Here is a 13,901-nt window from a genome sequence, read left to right as displayed (position 1 = left end):
CACCATTTAAAAACCATAAAAGAGGCTGATCAGATTCTGGTGTTTAAAGGCGGGAACCTGGTAGAAAAAGGCAGGCATGATGAGCTGCTGGCAAAAAATGCTTACTACAATAAACTTTGGCAATTAAGTATCTAGATGTCAGGTGAAAAACATATTTAGTTATTAGCTTCGTTCGTTTTTTTGCGGGGATAATTTGTCGGAAGCTCACGCTGAAAAGCCCCTCTCAAGCAGGTTCTCGGCAACAGGGCGGTTGTGATCGGAGTTCGTGGTAACCACATACTTCATGATCCTGCGACTGCGGATACCGAACTGTTGCATGGCCTTGCGAACGGTACCTGCACAACACTGTTCAAGGCCCTGCTGAACCAGTCTTCTCTGGATTTTCCGGTAACCATATACCTTACAGCTGGCTGAATGGGCGTCCTTCACCAGCTTGTCTATCCGGTCTCACCGTTTGTCCATTTCCGAGGGCGGTCGGTTCAACGAGGAATAGTAACCGCTCCTGCTCACCTTAAGTGCCCTGCACATTCTCGATATCGGCCATCGGTCCCTGTTCTCTGCAGATCATGCTGGAGTACAGGCCAGTCATTCGAAGATGCATCAAGATTCAAATCCAGCGCGTGAAGAATACCTGAATCGTCGGCAAAGATCACCTCAAGCTCTGAATCCGAGTCAAGATTACCTGCTGCAGGAGTTGAGGGGCATCTGTCCTCAGAGCAATAGGAGGATCTTCGTTTCAGTATTTCTTATGTCAATACACCTTTCTGTTATTTATTGTCAATTTCCAATGATGCGTTCTGCCTTAGTCTTAGTGTTGTAACATTAAATATTTGTTATTGCATAATTGATCCTCTCCGTCACAAGCCTTCTTTCCCGGTAGGCGTCATCGCCTTTAGGTCACGAATCAGCTGCTCAGGCAGCTTCGGCAGATTGAGCATCCAGGGCATCATGGCTCTTGAGATGTTGAGTCTCCTGGCAAGACCCCATCCGAAAACTCATTACCGCATAGTGTAGACCAATAAACAGATCGCAAAAGGTTGACGGATGCGCCACAAAACATTATGTTACAAGAAGTTAACCGCAATAGTAAACTCCTGGCATAAAGGCGGCGCAAATGAAAACTACAACACTTTTCACCGAAAACAACCCCACCTTGTTCTCAATCGAGATGAATGTCGACATCGCCGACTTCCTTCATTGCGCCTTTCAGGCTTTGAGCAAGGATCCCGGGATTCTTGATGCAATCACAAACGATCTTGATAAGCACACGCTGGAAAAGAAGCGTGAGCGTCTCGCAGAGGCTGAATGGATAAGGAAGCAGACCCTGTCCCTTGGCCTTGACTACCCGGACACCAGCTCTGCAGAAGAACTCATCCTTGGAACGGGCAGACCCCGTATGAGTGCCGACGAGGTATACCTGTTCGTTCTTATCAGGGGGTACTTCTCGTCGGTTACTGACAGACAAGCCTGTGAGGCGAATACCGGTGGGGCGTTGGGGAACACCGGAAAACTTGGCGGGAATGGCCGTTTCTCTGGCGTCCTCGGCCTCGGACTACGTAACGGGCTCGATATTCCCGGTGGACGGAGGCTGGTTGTCCCGCTGAATAGATGGATGTCAGGAAGAGCCTCTTGTCTGTTGTCGTCGTTTTGTTCTTATGGGCACCTCTAAAAACGTGCATTCGTACCGTCGCCTCAAAGGGGGTATCTTGCTGCATTTATTTTAAATTGAGCAATTGCTGATAGGTCTTAGCGCCGGATCCCAAGTGATATGATGGTCTTAAAAGCATGTTCGGGCGACATGTTCACGTGTTCCACATCTTTCTCGTCCACGAAGAATACGATGCCTGATGTGGGGTTGGGCGACGTGGGCATAAATACGCTGAGCTGCACTGTCCCGTCAGGGGTAATATCCCGTCGTGTCACAAACCCCAGGACTGATCCCGCTCCTACTGGGATGGCGACAACCCCCAGATATGCCTCGACCTTTCCGGTCCCTGTGAAGGATCCCACTAAATCCTTGATGGTCTCGTACCACGAACCTACTAGGGGAATGGCGACGATGGCACGCTCCAGTGAGTTGAGGGTCCACCGCTCCCGCCGGGCAAACTTGCTCCCGGCATAGGTGATGATTATCACAAGCAGACCGAAGATAATCAGCGATGCCTCTACCGAGTCGGTGATGCCGAAGAGGATCCTGCCGACTGTGGTTACGGTCTGGATCAGAAGTCTCAGGATGAAGATGAGGATCGCCAAGGGCAGAAACACGAGAAGCCCTGTGGCGAAATTTCGGCCGAATCGCTTCAGGAAAGATGGCTTGAGGTCGTCCTGAGGCACGTCGGATCGAGGGGTTTTGTCTGGATCTGTCATGACGATGACCGCCCTTTCTCAGCGAAAGAGATCAAAGAGGGTGCCCACAGGGTATCCGTTGACTGTCCTATGGGCGTAGAGCTCGTATATCTTTCTCTTCCCCTCGAAGAGCTCGTTGGATTTGATGCCGATGCGGATGGATTCAGAGGCCTCGATGAAGGCCGCCAGCTTATCACAGGCCTCGATGATCTGACCGTCCACGGGGTTCAGCTCATCCCGGTCATGTTCTGGCCCCAGATCGGCTTGGATGATCGTGGGTTCAACCTGACCCTGAGGCTGGATTCGATTGTCGAACTCGTTTTTGACGAAGGAGAGGAGTTCTCCGTGCCAGCTTTGAGGGATGAGAGGAAGGATCTCCGTCGCGATGGCGTCCATCTCCAGGTCCTTGATCATCTGATCCAGGCCCTGGACCGATCGCTTCACCGGGGAGACGATGTCCCGGGTCAGAACCTCGGGGAGGTCGTGGAAGAGCCCACCGTAAAAGCTGTTATATCGCCTTTTCCCGCACCCGTCCAACTCAATCACCACTAACCAGGAGAGGATGGCGACGAACAGAAGATGCCCCAAGACGGACGTCTGAGGGATTCGAGGCGTTTGGGCCCACCGTTTCTGGAATCGTAGCTGTCCCACCAGTGAGATAAAACCGGCCAGGCCTCGGTCTGCCTCGGGTAGCTGATCGTCCATGAGGAGCTGTCGAACGCAGTCGATGTCCGTGTGTTCCTTCACCTGACGGTCGATCTCCTTTTTGGTACGCTCAATATGGCAGATAGGGCGTCCCCAGCTGTAGATGAACTCAAACTCCCACTTCGTTGCCAGGTAGTGGGCTGCTTGGAGGTATTTTTTCTCCTGGATGCCGTCGTCTTGATCGAAATAATCCCGACATCGTTCGACCATATGCCCAGGTAAAGGAGCGAGCAGGGGTGTAAGTTGTTCCATAACCCAGCTGTTCAGGGCCTTCCGCTGCCGTCGATCAGCCATGAGTCGGTGAAACACCGGAGGCTTGATGTCGGTGACCACGACCCTGTGGAGGTATTCAAAGACGCTCCCCTCCATGAGTCTATCCCAGCTCACCGAAGCTCCCTGGTCCTGTTCATGATGGGCAATGACGTAGGCGATGACGAACTTGTGGGCCTGCTTCGCCATCTCGGTGAACTGGATGGGCCGGGGGTGGTCGTTCCATCTCTCTATGCTGGCGGCGGAGAAAATCAGTTCCACGAGAGAACGAGTGATCATGGCCGAACTCCTTTCGTGTCAAGAGATGTTGTCTCAGTATATTCAGTAATTATAGCCTTTTCAAGTGCTTTCGGGGCGTGGTATGGTTGTCTGATAGATCATACAATGTGTAAAGAAGGAGGGTTCCCTGTGGTTCGATATAGAGCTCGTTTCGTTGGGTTTATGGCGCTGTTCTTCGTAATGGGGGTTCCGAGACTTCTTCTGGCCTCCTCGGTAGACGATCTGTTCTGGGCTAAAAAGTGGCAAGAGTTGAATATCCAGGCCTCTGCTGATCTGTCGCCCAGAGAGCTCTCCCTGGTGGCTAATGGCTTGTGGCTTCAGGGACGATGGGCTGAATCCCTCGCCGTCATGGATCGGGTGGGAGACGGATACCCTCAAGAGGTTGTCCCCTACGCTGAAATGATCCGTGTGCTTGGGCTTGAGCGAACCGGTCGAAAGAGAGATGCCTACGACCGGGCCCTGTCTCTTTATGAATCTAGGCCGCCGAAAGACCTTCAGTATTATGTCTGTTATGCTCTGTCCCGCTTAACGGGCAACGTGGAGGAACGACGAAAGTGGCTTCGGCGGATGGGCAAGGCCACCTTGGATCCGACACTGCGGGCCCAGAGCATGGAGGCTCTCATGGAGTTGCCCGGTCCATCCTTGTCCGATGCGTCCGCTACCTTGAAGCTCCGCCCCCTCAACCCCGGGGCCTTGAAAGTATTCGAGGCGACTAAGGAATCCCGGGAGCGCTCCTATCGTCTGGGGTACGCCGCGTACCTCATGGAAAATTACCGTGACGCAATCAAACATCTGAAGGCTGTACCCATGACGGGGCCCTTCGCCCAGAGCAGCCTGTACTACCGATCAATGAGCCTCTATAAATTAAAAATATACAATGAAGCTCTTCCCCTTCTTTCTCGATTGATTTTCATGCCCGGAAGTGACTACGTGTCCCGAGGATGTCGACGGGTGGCCCTCATTGCCGGTCGAGGAGACCGAAAGGCGGCTCTGGACATATTGTATCGGGCATCTCGAGAACTCTCCGGAGATGCTGGAGCAGTCGCCAGTTCAGCCTATGCCAAAGTCGTTACCGGTGAAAAGAAGACCAAGGAGGAAAACCGGATCCTCCAGGAGTATCCCTCGTCCAAAGCCTCGGCCTCCATCTTGTGGGATCGGGCGTGGGAGCACTGGGAAGCTGAAGAGTACCAAGAGGCCTTGGGATTCTTCAAGAGAGGAGTAAACGATCGAGGTGAGGGGCTGGAAGGACATCTCTATTGGGCGGGACGCTGTCTGGAGAAGCTTGAACGGTCCAAAGAAGCCGATGCTGTTTTCAAAAAGCTGGCTCGGTATCATCCCCTGTCGGTTTATGCCTACCTGGCGTTCCCCGATGGGCCGTCCCCTATGGTTTCAGATGTAGCCCCCTTAGTTCGAGCCATGTCTGAACTGGAGCGATGGGGGTTCGTACCTCACGCTGAGATTCGGTTTTCGTCCAGTTCGGATCCTCAAGATCGGTACAATGCAGCTCGGCTGGCATCGTGGCTGGGCAGGGAGGAGGAGGCCTATCGGGCTGCTCGTCAACTGGTCTCAAAAGCCGTGAGCGAACGAGGGGTTTCCAAGGAACTGGCTCAGTACCTTTATCCCCGTCCTTTCCGAGGGGAAGTGGAAGCGGCAGCCCGTCGGTTCGAGGTGGAGACTTTCCTCATATGGGCCATCATGCGCCAGGAGAGCGCCTTCAACCCCAGTGCCGTAAGTTGGGTAGGGGCGTCAGGGCTTATGCAGCTCATGCCAGCAACGGCTAAATGGGAGGCTAAGACTCTGGGCATGAAAAAATACGATGTGTTCTCCGTATCGGACAACATCACTCTGGGAACTACTCATATTGCGAGACTCCTGAAATCATACCGTCGGCTGGAGTGGGCCTTGGCTGCGTACAATGCTGGAAGCGGTAACGTAAACAAATGGAACAAGAAGGCAAGCCAAAAACCTCTGGACCTATGGATGGAAAATATCCCCTTCACCGAAACCAAAGGGTATGTGAAACGTGTTCTCGCTAACCTGTTCGTTTATAGACATCTGTACGGTGTCACCCCGAAGGATCAGGCTAAGGTCTCGAAATAGGTACCAAGGGCCTGGAAACCCTTTTCCCAGTATGCCTTAATACTGCGCCATCTGATGAGGTGTTCATCTGGAGGCATTTGAAGCCTTATGAAGCCAGTGTTTGCCTCGGTCAATGTTATCTGACAGAGATTGAGGCGGATGTCCCCACAGGGTATGATGGATCCATCCACTCGGTCTTTCTCCCATGTCTGGAGCTGGGAGATTTCTGCCTGATTCTGTACGGTCGTCACCCTCTCGCTTCGTTTCGAGGCGTCGTCCATTTTCTGCATGGACGGGATATCGGCCCAACCTATGGAGGATGATGTACTTCCTTCCAAAGTGCTCCGGAAAAGTTGTTGGTTTGTCTCCCAGCGGCTGATTGAGGGCGTGGACACGATCATGACGCTCCTTCCTTTTAGCGCTTTTTTAGCTGTCCGATTGTGACGGAAAAGAGAATTAAGAGTTTCCCGAATCTCGTCAGGAATCTCTTCTTTTGGGGACTTTTGTGTACCCTGATATTTTAGAAGTATACTATCAATTGTAGGTATTCGTAAGCACCCAAGCCATGCTTTGGACAGGAAAGGCGACACATATTACAATAAATCACTCATTGCAAAACAGATAGAGGCGAGGAGCCTGAGCGCTCCTTGCAGGGAGGCGTTGAACGTGGTACGACTGGATCAAGTGATTGACAGACAGCTCCAGGATGGGGCGCAGCAGGCCATATGGTGGCGAGGGGATTGGCTCAGCCGAAGGGAGCTAGCTCGTTTGGCGCAGATCAATGAGACAAGGCTCTCGGATGCGGGATTTGGACGTGGGCATCGCCTTGCGGTTTTGGTGCCTAACTGCCCCGGTTTTTTGGCATTGGCTCTGGCAGTTTGGCGTCTGGGAGGAACTATAGTTCCTTTAAATCACCGGGCGGGGTCGGAGGTTCTGTTGCCAACCTTGGATCTTGTAGACCCCTTCATGATCGTTCATGGAGAGGGGGACGAGAAGGTTGAGGCCCTGCTCAGCGACCGTCCTGTGGGAAGTATCGCTCTGGATGGTTCTCTTTTGATCCGGTCGTGCAAGATCGACACAGAGAGGTCCGACTCCGATCTGGCAGTCATATTCGCCACGTCGGGGACTACCGGGCTGCCGAAGGCAGTGCCTCTGACGCATGGTAACCTTATGGACAACGTAACCCAATCCTGGTCGGTCTTGAGGTTGACCGAAGAAGATCGCATTTTGTGGGTGCTGCCTAACTTCCATTCCTTCGGGCTCACCCTGGGAGGGCTCATGGGGCTTGTGAACGGGGCTCGGCAGGTCATAGTCCCCCAGTTCATGCCCCCGCTTGAGACTTTGAAGGCTTGTACTCAGGGAGAGGTCTCAATTCTTCTCTTGGTGCCTGCTATGGTGGAGTTCCTGAAGAGAGTCGTGCAAAAAGGAGGGCCTCGGCCCACGACGGTCCGTATGGCTTTGACCGGTGGTGACCGGTTGAACCTGTCGCTGGACCAGGCGGCCAGAGAGAGTTTTGGGGTGCCGCTCCTGGAAGGGTACGGTACCACTGAATGTTCTCCGGTAGTAGCTGTCAACAGAAGTTACGAGAGCCGAAAGCTGGGGACAATCGGCCAAGTTCTTCCGGGGTACCTTTGGGAGGTGCGGGATGACTCAGGCGTATCCTTGGCCCCTGGGCAGGATGGCATTCTGTGGGTAAAGGGGCCGTCGGTCTTTCAAGGATATTACAAGGCCCCGGAGATCACAGCTGAACGAATGAGCGACGGCTGGTACAACACAGGCGATGTTGTTCGATACGATGAGGATGGGTACATCACGGTTCTGGATCGGGTCACCGACGTCATCATCGTTGGGGGGTTCAACGTGTATCCTCAGGAAGTGGAACGGGTTCTCTCCCATCACCCTGCAGTGGCCCAGGTGGCGGTGATCGCTATGGCACATCCGGTTCAGGGACAGATTGGACGGGCTTTTGTCGTCCTGAACGAAGGAGCGTCTCCTACTACTCGGGAACTCATCTCCTTCTGTAAGGGCAAACTGGCCCACTATAAAATTCCTCGGCGTTTTGATTTCGTGGAAGAGCTTCCTCTCTCGCCGTCGGGTAAGATACTGCGTCGGGAACTTCGGACCTACGACTGATCGGATGTCCGGCTCGCTGTTGAGGCCAGGTATAGCCTTTCAGCTGCTGCAATTGCCGATTCCAGGTGTTCCAGAAGAGGTATCAGTGCGATTCCGGCTCGAATGACGCCGGGGTTCGACGATGCGGCCATTGCGAGGATCACCTTGTTTTTCAGCTCGGGAAGCTGCTTCCGGGATGGACGTTCCTTCGATGCCAGAAAAAATAACCTGGTTGGCGAGGCTGTAATATCGTCCAGTATTGTCTCCACGTAGCTTGGGAGACTCTCCAGGACGATCTGAAGTTGTTGATCGTCGTTCTGAAGAGCCGAAGCCGCTAAAGAGGCGATTTCCTGGAGATTATCGGCCAGATGTCTGATCTCCTCTTCGGACTCATCACGGCGAAGAGGCGGGTTCTCCTGCTCAAAAAGCTCTTGCACGATACGGCCGTTTTTTGTTGCCTGCACGAGGGCTGCGGCGTCCCGATTCTGAAGGCCCCGAAGGATGGCTTGAACGGTAGCCGTCGTGGCGGCGGACATTTGAGAGAATAAAGAATGATCGGAGCGATCACATAAGGAGTCCTTGCTATGGGGGGGCTCCTTTTTTATGATTCGGACCGAAGAGCGTGGAGGGTCTTCGTATCCCATGGGCATCATCACCTCATTTTCTTTGCACCTATTGTACAACGCGCGAGGCCTACGACAAAACGATGTATCCGATTACAGAGGCTTCGAACGATATGTAAAGAGAGATAAGATATTGACTTTTTTGATCTATTGCTATGGGATGATAGAGGCTACAATGAGTACGATAGATATTGAAATCAACGGGGCTTCCCGGGAGGAGGAGATCTTGAGCGATGGGATGTATCGGGGTTATGCTTGATCGGGGAAAATATGAGGAAGATATTGTTCAGCGTCTTGCGGGGCACGAGATTCGCTGGCTCAAGAGTGAGTCTCAGGAAGACCGTCCCGAGGTCATACGGGGATGCGATGTGATCTTGACAGGTTTTTTGAGTGAGGGAGAGCTGAACGAAGAAGAGTGGGAGGCACTCAGGTCCGTTCCGGCTGTCCAGACGATCAGTGCCGGAGTAGATCAGGTGCCCATGAGGCGGCTGGGACCAAATACCGAGTTATATGCCAACGTGGGCGGTTGGGCCGAACCTATCGCCGAGCATGTCTTGGCTATGGCTTTGTGCTGCTCCAGAAAACTGATCTGGCAGACTCGGGACCTGAAAGACGGTGTGTTTGGCCGTATGGGCTATAGGCTTCGAACTCTGCGAGGGAAGGTCGCTTTGATGGTAGGCTATGGAGGGATAGGTCAGGCCTGTGCCCGTGTTTTGGCAGGGATCGGCATGGAGATTCACGGTCTTGGTCGGCGGTGTCCCAAAGACAATCTTCTGTCTCGGGGATGGAGTATGAACGAGCTGGCCCGAGCCCTGGAGAAGGCTGATCTCGTTGTCTTGGCCCTGCCTCTCTCCAACGAGACACGGGGGCTTTTTGATGCGGCCCTGCTGGCTCACATGAAAGAGGACGCCATCCTGATCAACGTGGCCCGGGGTGCTATGATAAACGCTCAGGATCTGTACGATAGGATGAAGGTCTGTCCTCAGTTCATGGTCGGGTTGGACGTGTGGTGGAAGGAACCTCAAGACGGAGGTCCTTTCTCGGTAGAGGTGCCTCTCTTCGAATTACCCAACCTGGTGGGTTCGTCCCACAACTCGAACCAGACTGAATACGCTTTGGCGAATGCCCTGGCCTCGGCCTTGATCAACTGCGTTCGGCTCCTTAGCAGTGACCCTGGTGTCGTGGGAAAGGTTCGTAAGGAGGAATACAGTTCTTAGCTGGCCATACCACCCATGGCCGTTCTGAGGGCGGCGATGCGGTGTCGTTCGCCGAAAACCATGATTCTATCGCCGCCGGAGAGAGGCTGATGTCCTTTGGGGTTGTAGATGGGGTCTCCGTTGCTTTGTAAGATGGCCAACACCGTCACGTCGTAGGTGTTGCGAAAGTCGAGCTCCATGAGAGTCTTCCCCGCCATAGATGACTCTTCGGCCACGAAAACCGTTGAAAAATCCAGGTCCAGCTTGCGGGACATGACGACAAGATCAAGAAGGTCTGCCACCGAAGGTTTCAGGGAAGCCCGAACCAGGGATGCCGATCCCGCCACTACTGGGTTGACCACTCGGTTGACGCCTGACTTTGTCAGGATCGGGACCGACTTGGTGTCACTCGCTCTGGCTACGATATGTATGGTTTTGTTCAGTGCCCGGGCAGTAAGGGCTACGTAGACCGTCGCGGCGTCGCTGTCGAGCGTGATGATCAGACCCTTGGCCCGTGTCACCCCTGCCTTGATCAGAGTATCCTCCTCGCTGGCGTTGCCGTGGACCGTGAGATATCCTTCCTCTCTGGCTTCCATGACAGTCTCTTCCCGATGTTCTACCACGGAGAAGGGAACGCCCTCGTGGCTCAACATAGATGCCACCTGATGGCCATAGCGCCCAAGGCCGCAGATGATCCAGTGATCTTCCATAACCCGTATCCTCCTGTCGTGTCCCCTCCCCAGGGAGGTCCTGAGGCGGGCGTTGAAAAAGTTCTGACTAATAATCCCGATGGCATACCCCACCGTGCCCAGACTGGCCATGATGAGAAGCGCTAAGAAAAGCTTCTCCGGGCCTTGGATGCCTGGTGGAGCCCCGTACCCCACGGTGGATACCGTTATGGCTGTGTAGAATATGGCGTCGATCCATGAGAGATGGAGGAAAAAACGCATTCCCAGTATTCCTGAGAGCGTGACGACCAGAACCCAACTCAGGAGGTATCGGCTCTGTTTTTGGATCTGCATGATCTGTGGTGCCCCTCCTCGGTGATGTACAATGACGGTATATGTTGGTTCGATATATGCCCAAGAAAGGCGAGGATACGCAATGACGTGGACCGTGGCAACCTTCAATGTGAACTCCGTGAGGAGCCGTCTTCCTATCCTGGAGCGATGGCTCAATCATAGCAAAGTGGACGTCCTCTGTCTTCAGGAAACGAAAACTCAGGACGAAACTTTCCCGGAGGGGGCCTTTCGGAACTGGGGCTATTCTGTTGTGTTCCGGGGTGAAAAGAGCTATAACGGTGTGGCTGTGGCCAGTCTGATCCCTCCTGATCAGGTGGTTCACGGCTTTGATGACGGGCAGGATCCCAGCTTCGATACCAGGGGTATGGCCGTTCGCTTTGGTTCGACTTGGATCGTGAACACCTATGTGCCTCAGGGAAAATCCATCGACCATCAGGACTATCAGGTCAAAAAAACGTTTCTAAAGAGAGTACGTATCCTGATTAACCGACTTGCTCAAGACGGCGAGGTCTTGTGGCTTGGTGACCTTAACGTGGCTCCTGAGGATATGGACGTCACCAACCCCAAAACCAAGGCTAAACACGTTTGTTTTCACCACGAGATCAAGGAGGAGTTTGCCCGGACTCGGAATAACCTGGTGGATGTCTTTCGTAAACATCGCCCAGACCCCGGGGAGTTTTCCTTTTGGGACTATCGGGTGAAAAACGCCCTTGATCGGAACATCGGCTGGAGGATCGACCATCTTCTGGCGACCCCCGCTCTGGCTGATAGATCCCGGGACAGCTGGGTAGATCGCTCTCCTCGGGGATGGGATAAGCCGTCGGATCATACGCCCGTTATGGCCTGTTTCGATGGGGAGCTCGTGGGATAGTGACGGGGCGTATTCGAGACGAGGGGGTCATCGTTGGGTCTTTGGCACCGGGATCGGCCAATTTACTGACCGACGTTTCGGGCGTGACCGTGGGACACCTGAGCTTAGACGCTGGAGACGTCAAGACCGGCGTCACTGTTGTCGTTCCCGCTTCTGGCAGCCTCTTCAGAGAGAAACTGCCGGCAGCGGTCCACGTCATCAACGGTTTTGGCAAGTCTGTTGGGCTCGTTCAGATTGAGGAGCTGGGAACCCTGGAGACTCCCATTGTCCTGACCAATACCCTGTCAGTGGGCGACTGCTTCCGGGGACTTGTCGAGGTTATGTTGGAGTCGGATTCCGCCATTGGACGGGAGACCTGCACGGTCAACCCCGTGGTTATGGAGTGCAACGACGGGTATCTCAACGACATCCGAGGCCTTCACGTGATTCCAGATCACGTACGACAGGCACTGGAGCGGGCTGATCGGTCATTTGCCCTGGGAGGCGTGGGGGCTGGTATGGGTATGTCCTGTTATCAGCTCAAAGGGGGGATTGGCAGCGCGTCCCGGATGGTAGAGATCGAGGCGGAGCGGTACACTGTGGGAGTTTTGGTCCTGTCCAACTTCGGCGAGTTAGCCGACCTGATCGTGGATGGAGGAAAAATTGGCTCTGCCTGGGCCTCTCGGAATCTTCCTGAGCCCAACAGGGAGCAGGGCTCTATCATCGTGATCATCGCCACGGATGCTCCGATGACTGCCCGGCAGTTGAAGCGTCTTTGTAAGAGAGCATCGGTGGGTATCGCCCGAACCGGCGGCTATATGGCCCATGGCAGCGGCGAGATTTCTCTGGCGTTCTCGACGGCCTATCGTATTCCCCACGATGATAGGGCTCTTTTGACAATGTCTTTTGTGAGCGATCATTGGGCCAATCAGTTCTTTCGAGCTGTGACTGAGTCGGTGGAGGAAGCTGTTCTGGACTCCATGTGGTGTGCTCAGACCGTCTTGGGGCGGGACGAGCACATTCGAGAGAGCCTTCCTCAAATCGTAAAATATATGGAATGGGGATTCACAAAATAGGGGATTCGGGTATAATAAACCTGTCTACGGAAGCTTTGAATCCATTGAAGTTTTCCGGTACGTATTCTCTGTGGCGGGGAGGTGAAAACTATGGGTAAATTGGCCGGAAAGAAGCTGATCCTTCTCGGTGAGCGTGACGGAGTACCCGCACCTGCCATGGAGGCATGCTTCAAGGAGAGCGGTGCGGAGGTCATCTTCTCCGTAACCGAGTGTTTCGTCTGAACGGCCGCTGGAGCGATGGACCTGCAGAATCAGCAGCGTGTCAAGGATGCAGCTGAGAAGTATGACCCCTCTGAAATCGTGGTTATACTGGGATCCTCCGACTCGGAAGGTGCGGAAATTTACGCTGAGACCGTGTGTAACGGAGACCCTACATATGCGGGGCCTCTCGCCGGCGTCCAGTTGGGACTTGCCGTTTACGACGTATTCGAACAGGAAATTCGGGATGAAGCTGATCCCGATGAGTGGGAGAACCAAATCGGTATGATGGAAATGGTTCTTGAACCGGAGGCTTTGGCAGAGGCCGTCAAAGGAATTCGGAGTCAGTTCTCTAAATATTCTCTCTAAGAGTGAATTGATTATTAAGAAGGCCGTTTTTGTGACCGACATCGTCGTTTACGAAAGTGGTCTTCTTTTAGTGTGGGGCGTTGAGCGCGCTCTTTCTTAAAAATAGTCTCGAAAGATTCGAAAGGGTTTTATAACTCTTCTAGAGCGACATATATTTGTTTATTTTTAATATAAAATATTGGGGAAAAATATTCAGGAGGTGTTATCCATATGACTATACGGGGAAAGTTCATCTCCATGGTTCTCGCTGTGGTGATGGTCGTTTTAGTTATGGTCGGAGTTACTTATTTTAGGTCAAAGGAAGTGTTAAGTCGTAATATACATGACTTCGGGAGGGAACAAGTTGAAAAAGCAACTCAAATCCTTCAAAACTATGCGACGATTGCAGGGAATATCGTGGAAGACAGCAACAGTCTGATCCAGCTGACTTGGTCCAACGAGGCGACCAGAAATTTTGAAACGATAGTGAAAGCCATGGAGGTCATGACTACTCAGAATAAAAAGAACGGTGTCGTGACCGTCTACTTTAGCTTTGAATCGAACGGTGACACCGCTCTTGGAGCTGGGGGCCCGTTGCCCGAGGGACTTGATGCCCGGAAGCGCCCCTGGTATCAAAAAGCCAAAGAGGCAGGTGGCCGTCTTGTAATCTGTGATGCTTATAGAGATACTTTGACGGATAAACTCGTCTATACCCTGGCTCGATCTGTGACAGATTCGGAGGGGAACTTTATAGGAGTCGTCGCTGCTGATGTTGATCTCGAATCTATCGGTAATTT

14 protein-coding genes and 1 pseudogene are annotated in these 13,901 nt (G+C 53.2%); 9 read left to right on the top strand and 6 right to left on the bottom strand.

Annotation, left to right across the window (positions count from 1 at the left end; translation table 11 throughout):
- Positions 1–1,159: 1,159 nt before the first annotated feature.
- On the bottom strand, positions 1,160–1,465 hold the full coding sequence (locus CSA35_09680; GenBank protein PIE53761.1) for a hypothetical protein: 306 nt from the start codon (positions 1,463–1,465) through the stop codon (positions 1,160–1,162).
- Positions 1,466–1,475: 10 nt separating this feature from the next.
- On the opposite strand from CSA35_09680, the pseudogene CSA35_09675 reads away from it, so the two are divergent.
- Positions 1,476–1,604, top strand: a pseudogene (locus CSA35_09675) (2-deoxy-D-gluconate 3-dehydrogenase).
- A gap of 142 nt (positions 1,605–1,746) precedes the next feature.
- Here the strand turns inward: CSA35_09675 and CSA35_09670 are convergent.
- On the bottom strand, positions 1,747–2,367 hold the full coding sequence (locus CSA35_09670) for a hypothetical protein (GenBank protein PIE53760.1): 621 nt from the start codon (positions 2,365–2,367) through the stop codon (positions 1,747–1,749).
- Between the two features lie 18 nt (positions 2,368–2,385).
- The gene (locus tag CSA35_09665) at positions 2,386–3,600 is read right to left on the bottom strand and encodes an HAD family hydrolase (protein ID PIE53759.1); all 1,215 of its coding nucleotides are present in this window, start codon (positions 3,598–3,600) and stop codon (positions 2,386–2,388) included.
- A 105-nt stretch (positions 3,601–3,705) separates the two neighbouring features.
- On the opposite strand from CSA35_09665, the gene CSA35_09660 reads away from it, so the two are divergent.
- Positions 3,706–5,700 (top strand): hypothetical protein, encoded by a 1,995-nt coding sequence (locus tag CSA35_09660; GenBank protein PIE53758.1) that lies wholly within the window; start codon positions 3,706–3,708, stop codon positions 5,698–5,700.
- Here CSA35_09660 and CSA35_09655 read toward each other — a convergent pair.
- A complete protein-coding gene (locus CSA35_09655; GenBank protein PIE53757.1) occupies positions 5,679–6,080 on the bottom strand; it encodes a hypothetical protein in 402 nt (133 codons plus the stop codon). The genes CSA35_09660 and CSA35_09655 overlap by 22 nt on opposite strands.
- Before the next feature lie 265 nt (positions 6,081–6,345).
- Between CSA35_09655 and CSA35_09650 the strand changes: the two genes are divergently transcribed.
- Positions 6,346–7,812 carry a long-chain fatty acid--CoA ligase gene (locus tag CSA35_09650; GenBank protein ID PIE53756.1) on the top strand — a complete coding sequence of 489 codons (1,467 nt, stop codon included), beginning with the start codon at positions 6,346–6,348 and terminating at the stop codon, positions 7,810–7,812.
- Here CSA35_09650 and CSA35_09645 read toward each other — a convergent pair.
- Positions 7,803–8,435, bottom strand: a complete 633-nt coding sequence (locus tag CSA35_09645; GenBank protein ID PIE53755.1) for a hypothetical protein — start codon at positions 8,433–8,435, stop codon at positions 7,803–7,805. The two genes, CSA35_09650 and CSA35_09645, sit on opposite strands and share 10 nt — an antisense overlap.
- Between CSA35_09645 and CSA35_09640 the strand changes: the two genes are divergently transcribed.
- Both CSA35_09640 and CSA35_09635 read left to right on the top strand, forming a co-directional pair.
- The gene (locus CSA35_09640; protein PIE53754.1) at positions 8,434–8,673 is read left to right on the top strand and encodes a hypothetical protein; all 240 of its coding nucleotides are present in this window, start codon (positions 8,434–8,436) and stop codon (positions 8,671–8,673) included. The genes CSA35_09645 and CSA35_09640 overlap by 2 nt on opposite strands.
- Positions 8,648–9,631 carry a hypothetical protein gene (locus CSA35_09635; GenBank protein PIE53753.1) on the top strand — a complete coding sequence of 328 codons (984 nt, stop codon included), beginning with the start codon at positions 8,648–8,650 and terminating at the stop codon, positions 9,629–9,631. The genes CSA35_09640 and CSA35_09635 overlap by 26 nt, the downstream gene beginning before the upstream one ends.
- Here the strand turns inward: CSA35_09635 and CSA35_09630 are convergent.
- Positions 9,628–10,632 carry a potassium channel protein gene (locus CSA35_09630; GenBank protein PIE53752.1) on the bottom strand — a complete coding sequence of 335 codons (1,005 nt, stop codon included), beginning with the start codon at positions 10,630–10,632 and terminating at the stop codon, positions 9,628–9,630. The two genes, CSA35_09635 and CSA35_09630, sit on opposite strands and share 4 nt — an antisense overlap.
- A gap of 82 nt (positions 10,633–10,714) precedes the next feature.
- On the opposite strand from CSA35_09630, the gene xth reads away from it, so the two are divergent.
- The 4 genes from xth to CSA35_09610 form a co-directional block, all read left to right on the top strand.
- Positions 10,715–11,503 (top strand): exodeoxyribonuclease III, encoded by a 789-nt coding sequence (xth, locus tag CSA35_09625; GenBank protein PIE53751.1) that lies wholly within the window; start codon positions 10,715–10,717, stop codon positions 11,501–11,503.
- The gene (locus CSA35_09620) at positions 11,503–12,558 is read left to right on the top strand and encodes an aminopeptidase (protein ID PIE53750.1); all 1,056 of its coding nucleotides are present in this window, start codon (positions 11,503–11,505) and stop codon (positions 12,556–12,558) included. The genes xth and CSA35_09620 overlap by 1 nt, the downstream gene beginning before the upstream one ends.
- Before the next feature lie 90 nt (positions 12,559–12,648).
- Entirely contained in the window at positions 12,649–13,125 is a 477-nt protein-coding gene (locus tag CSA35_09615; protein ID PIE53749.1) for a glycine/sarcosine/betaine reductase complex selenoprotein A, read from the top strand.
- A gap of 210 nt (positions 13,126–13,335) precedes the next feature.
- Positions 13,336–13,901, top strand: a 566-nt coding sequence (locus tag CSA35_09610) for a hypothetical protein (GenBank protein ID PIE53748.1), incomplete at its 3' end; no start/stop codon positions are given.

It is taken from the genome of Dethiosulfovibrio peptidovorans (assembly GCA_002748665.1).
Taxonomy (GTDB): domain Bacteria; phylum Synergistota; class Synergistia; order Synergistales; family Dethiosulfovibrionaceae; genus Dethiosulfovibrio; species Dethiosulfovibrio peptidovorans_A.
Note: the sequence above shows the minus strand (reverse complement) of the source record. Positions and strands in the feature narration are given on the sequence as shown.

What these genes read in the sequence shown, in the direction of transcription:
- CSA35_09670 (PIE53760.1), bottom strand. Translation starts at nt 2,367, where the DNA reads ATGACAGATCCAGACAAAACCCCTCGATCCGACGTGCCTCAGGACGAC.
- CSA35_09665 (PIE53759.1), bottom strand. Translation starts at nt 3,600, where the DNA reads ATGATCACTCGTTCTCTCGTGGAACTGATTTTCTCCGCCGCCAGCATA.
- CSA35_09660 (PIE53758.1), top strand. Translation starts at nt 3,706, where the DNA reads ATGTGTAAAGAAGGAGGGTTCCCTGTGGTTCGATATAGAGCTCGTTTC.
- CSA35_09655 (PIE53757.1), bottom strand. Translation starts at nt 6,080, where the DNA reads ATGATCGTGTCCACGCCCTCAATCAGCCGCTGGGAGACAAACCAACAA.
- CSA35_09640 (PIE53754.1), top strand. Translation starts at nt 8,434, where the DNA reads ATGGGCATCATCACCTCATTTTCTTTGCACCTATTGTACAACGCGCGA.
- CSA35_09645 (PIE53755.1), bottom strand. Translation starts at nt 8,435, where the DNA reads ATGGGATACGAAGACCCTCCACGCTCTTCGGTCCGAATCATAAAAAAG.
- CSA35_09635 (PIE53753.1), top strand. Translation starts at nt 8,648, where the DNA reads ATGGGATGTATCGGGGTTATGCTTGATCGGGGAAAATATGAGGAAGAT.
- CSA35_09630 (PIE53752.1), bottom strand. Translation starts at nt 10,632, where the DNA reads ATGCAGATCCAAAAACAGAGCCGATACCTCCTGAGTTGGGTTCTGGTC.
- xth (PIE53751.1), top strand. Translation starts at nt 10,715, where the DNA reads ATGACGTGGACCGTGGCAACCTTCAATGTGAACTCCGTGAGGAGCCGT.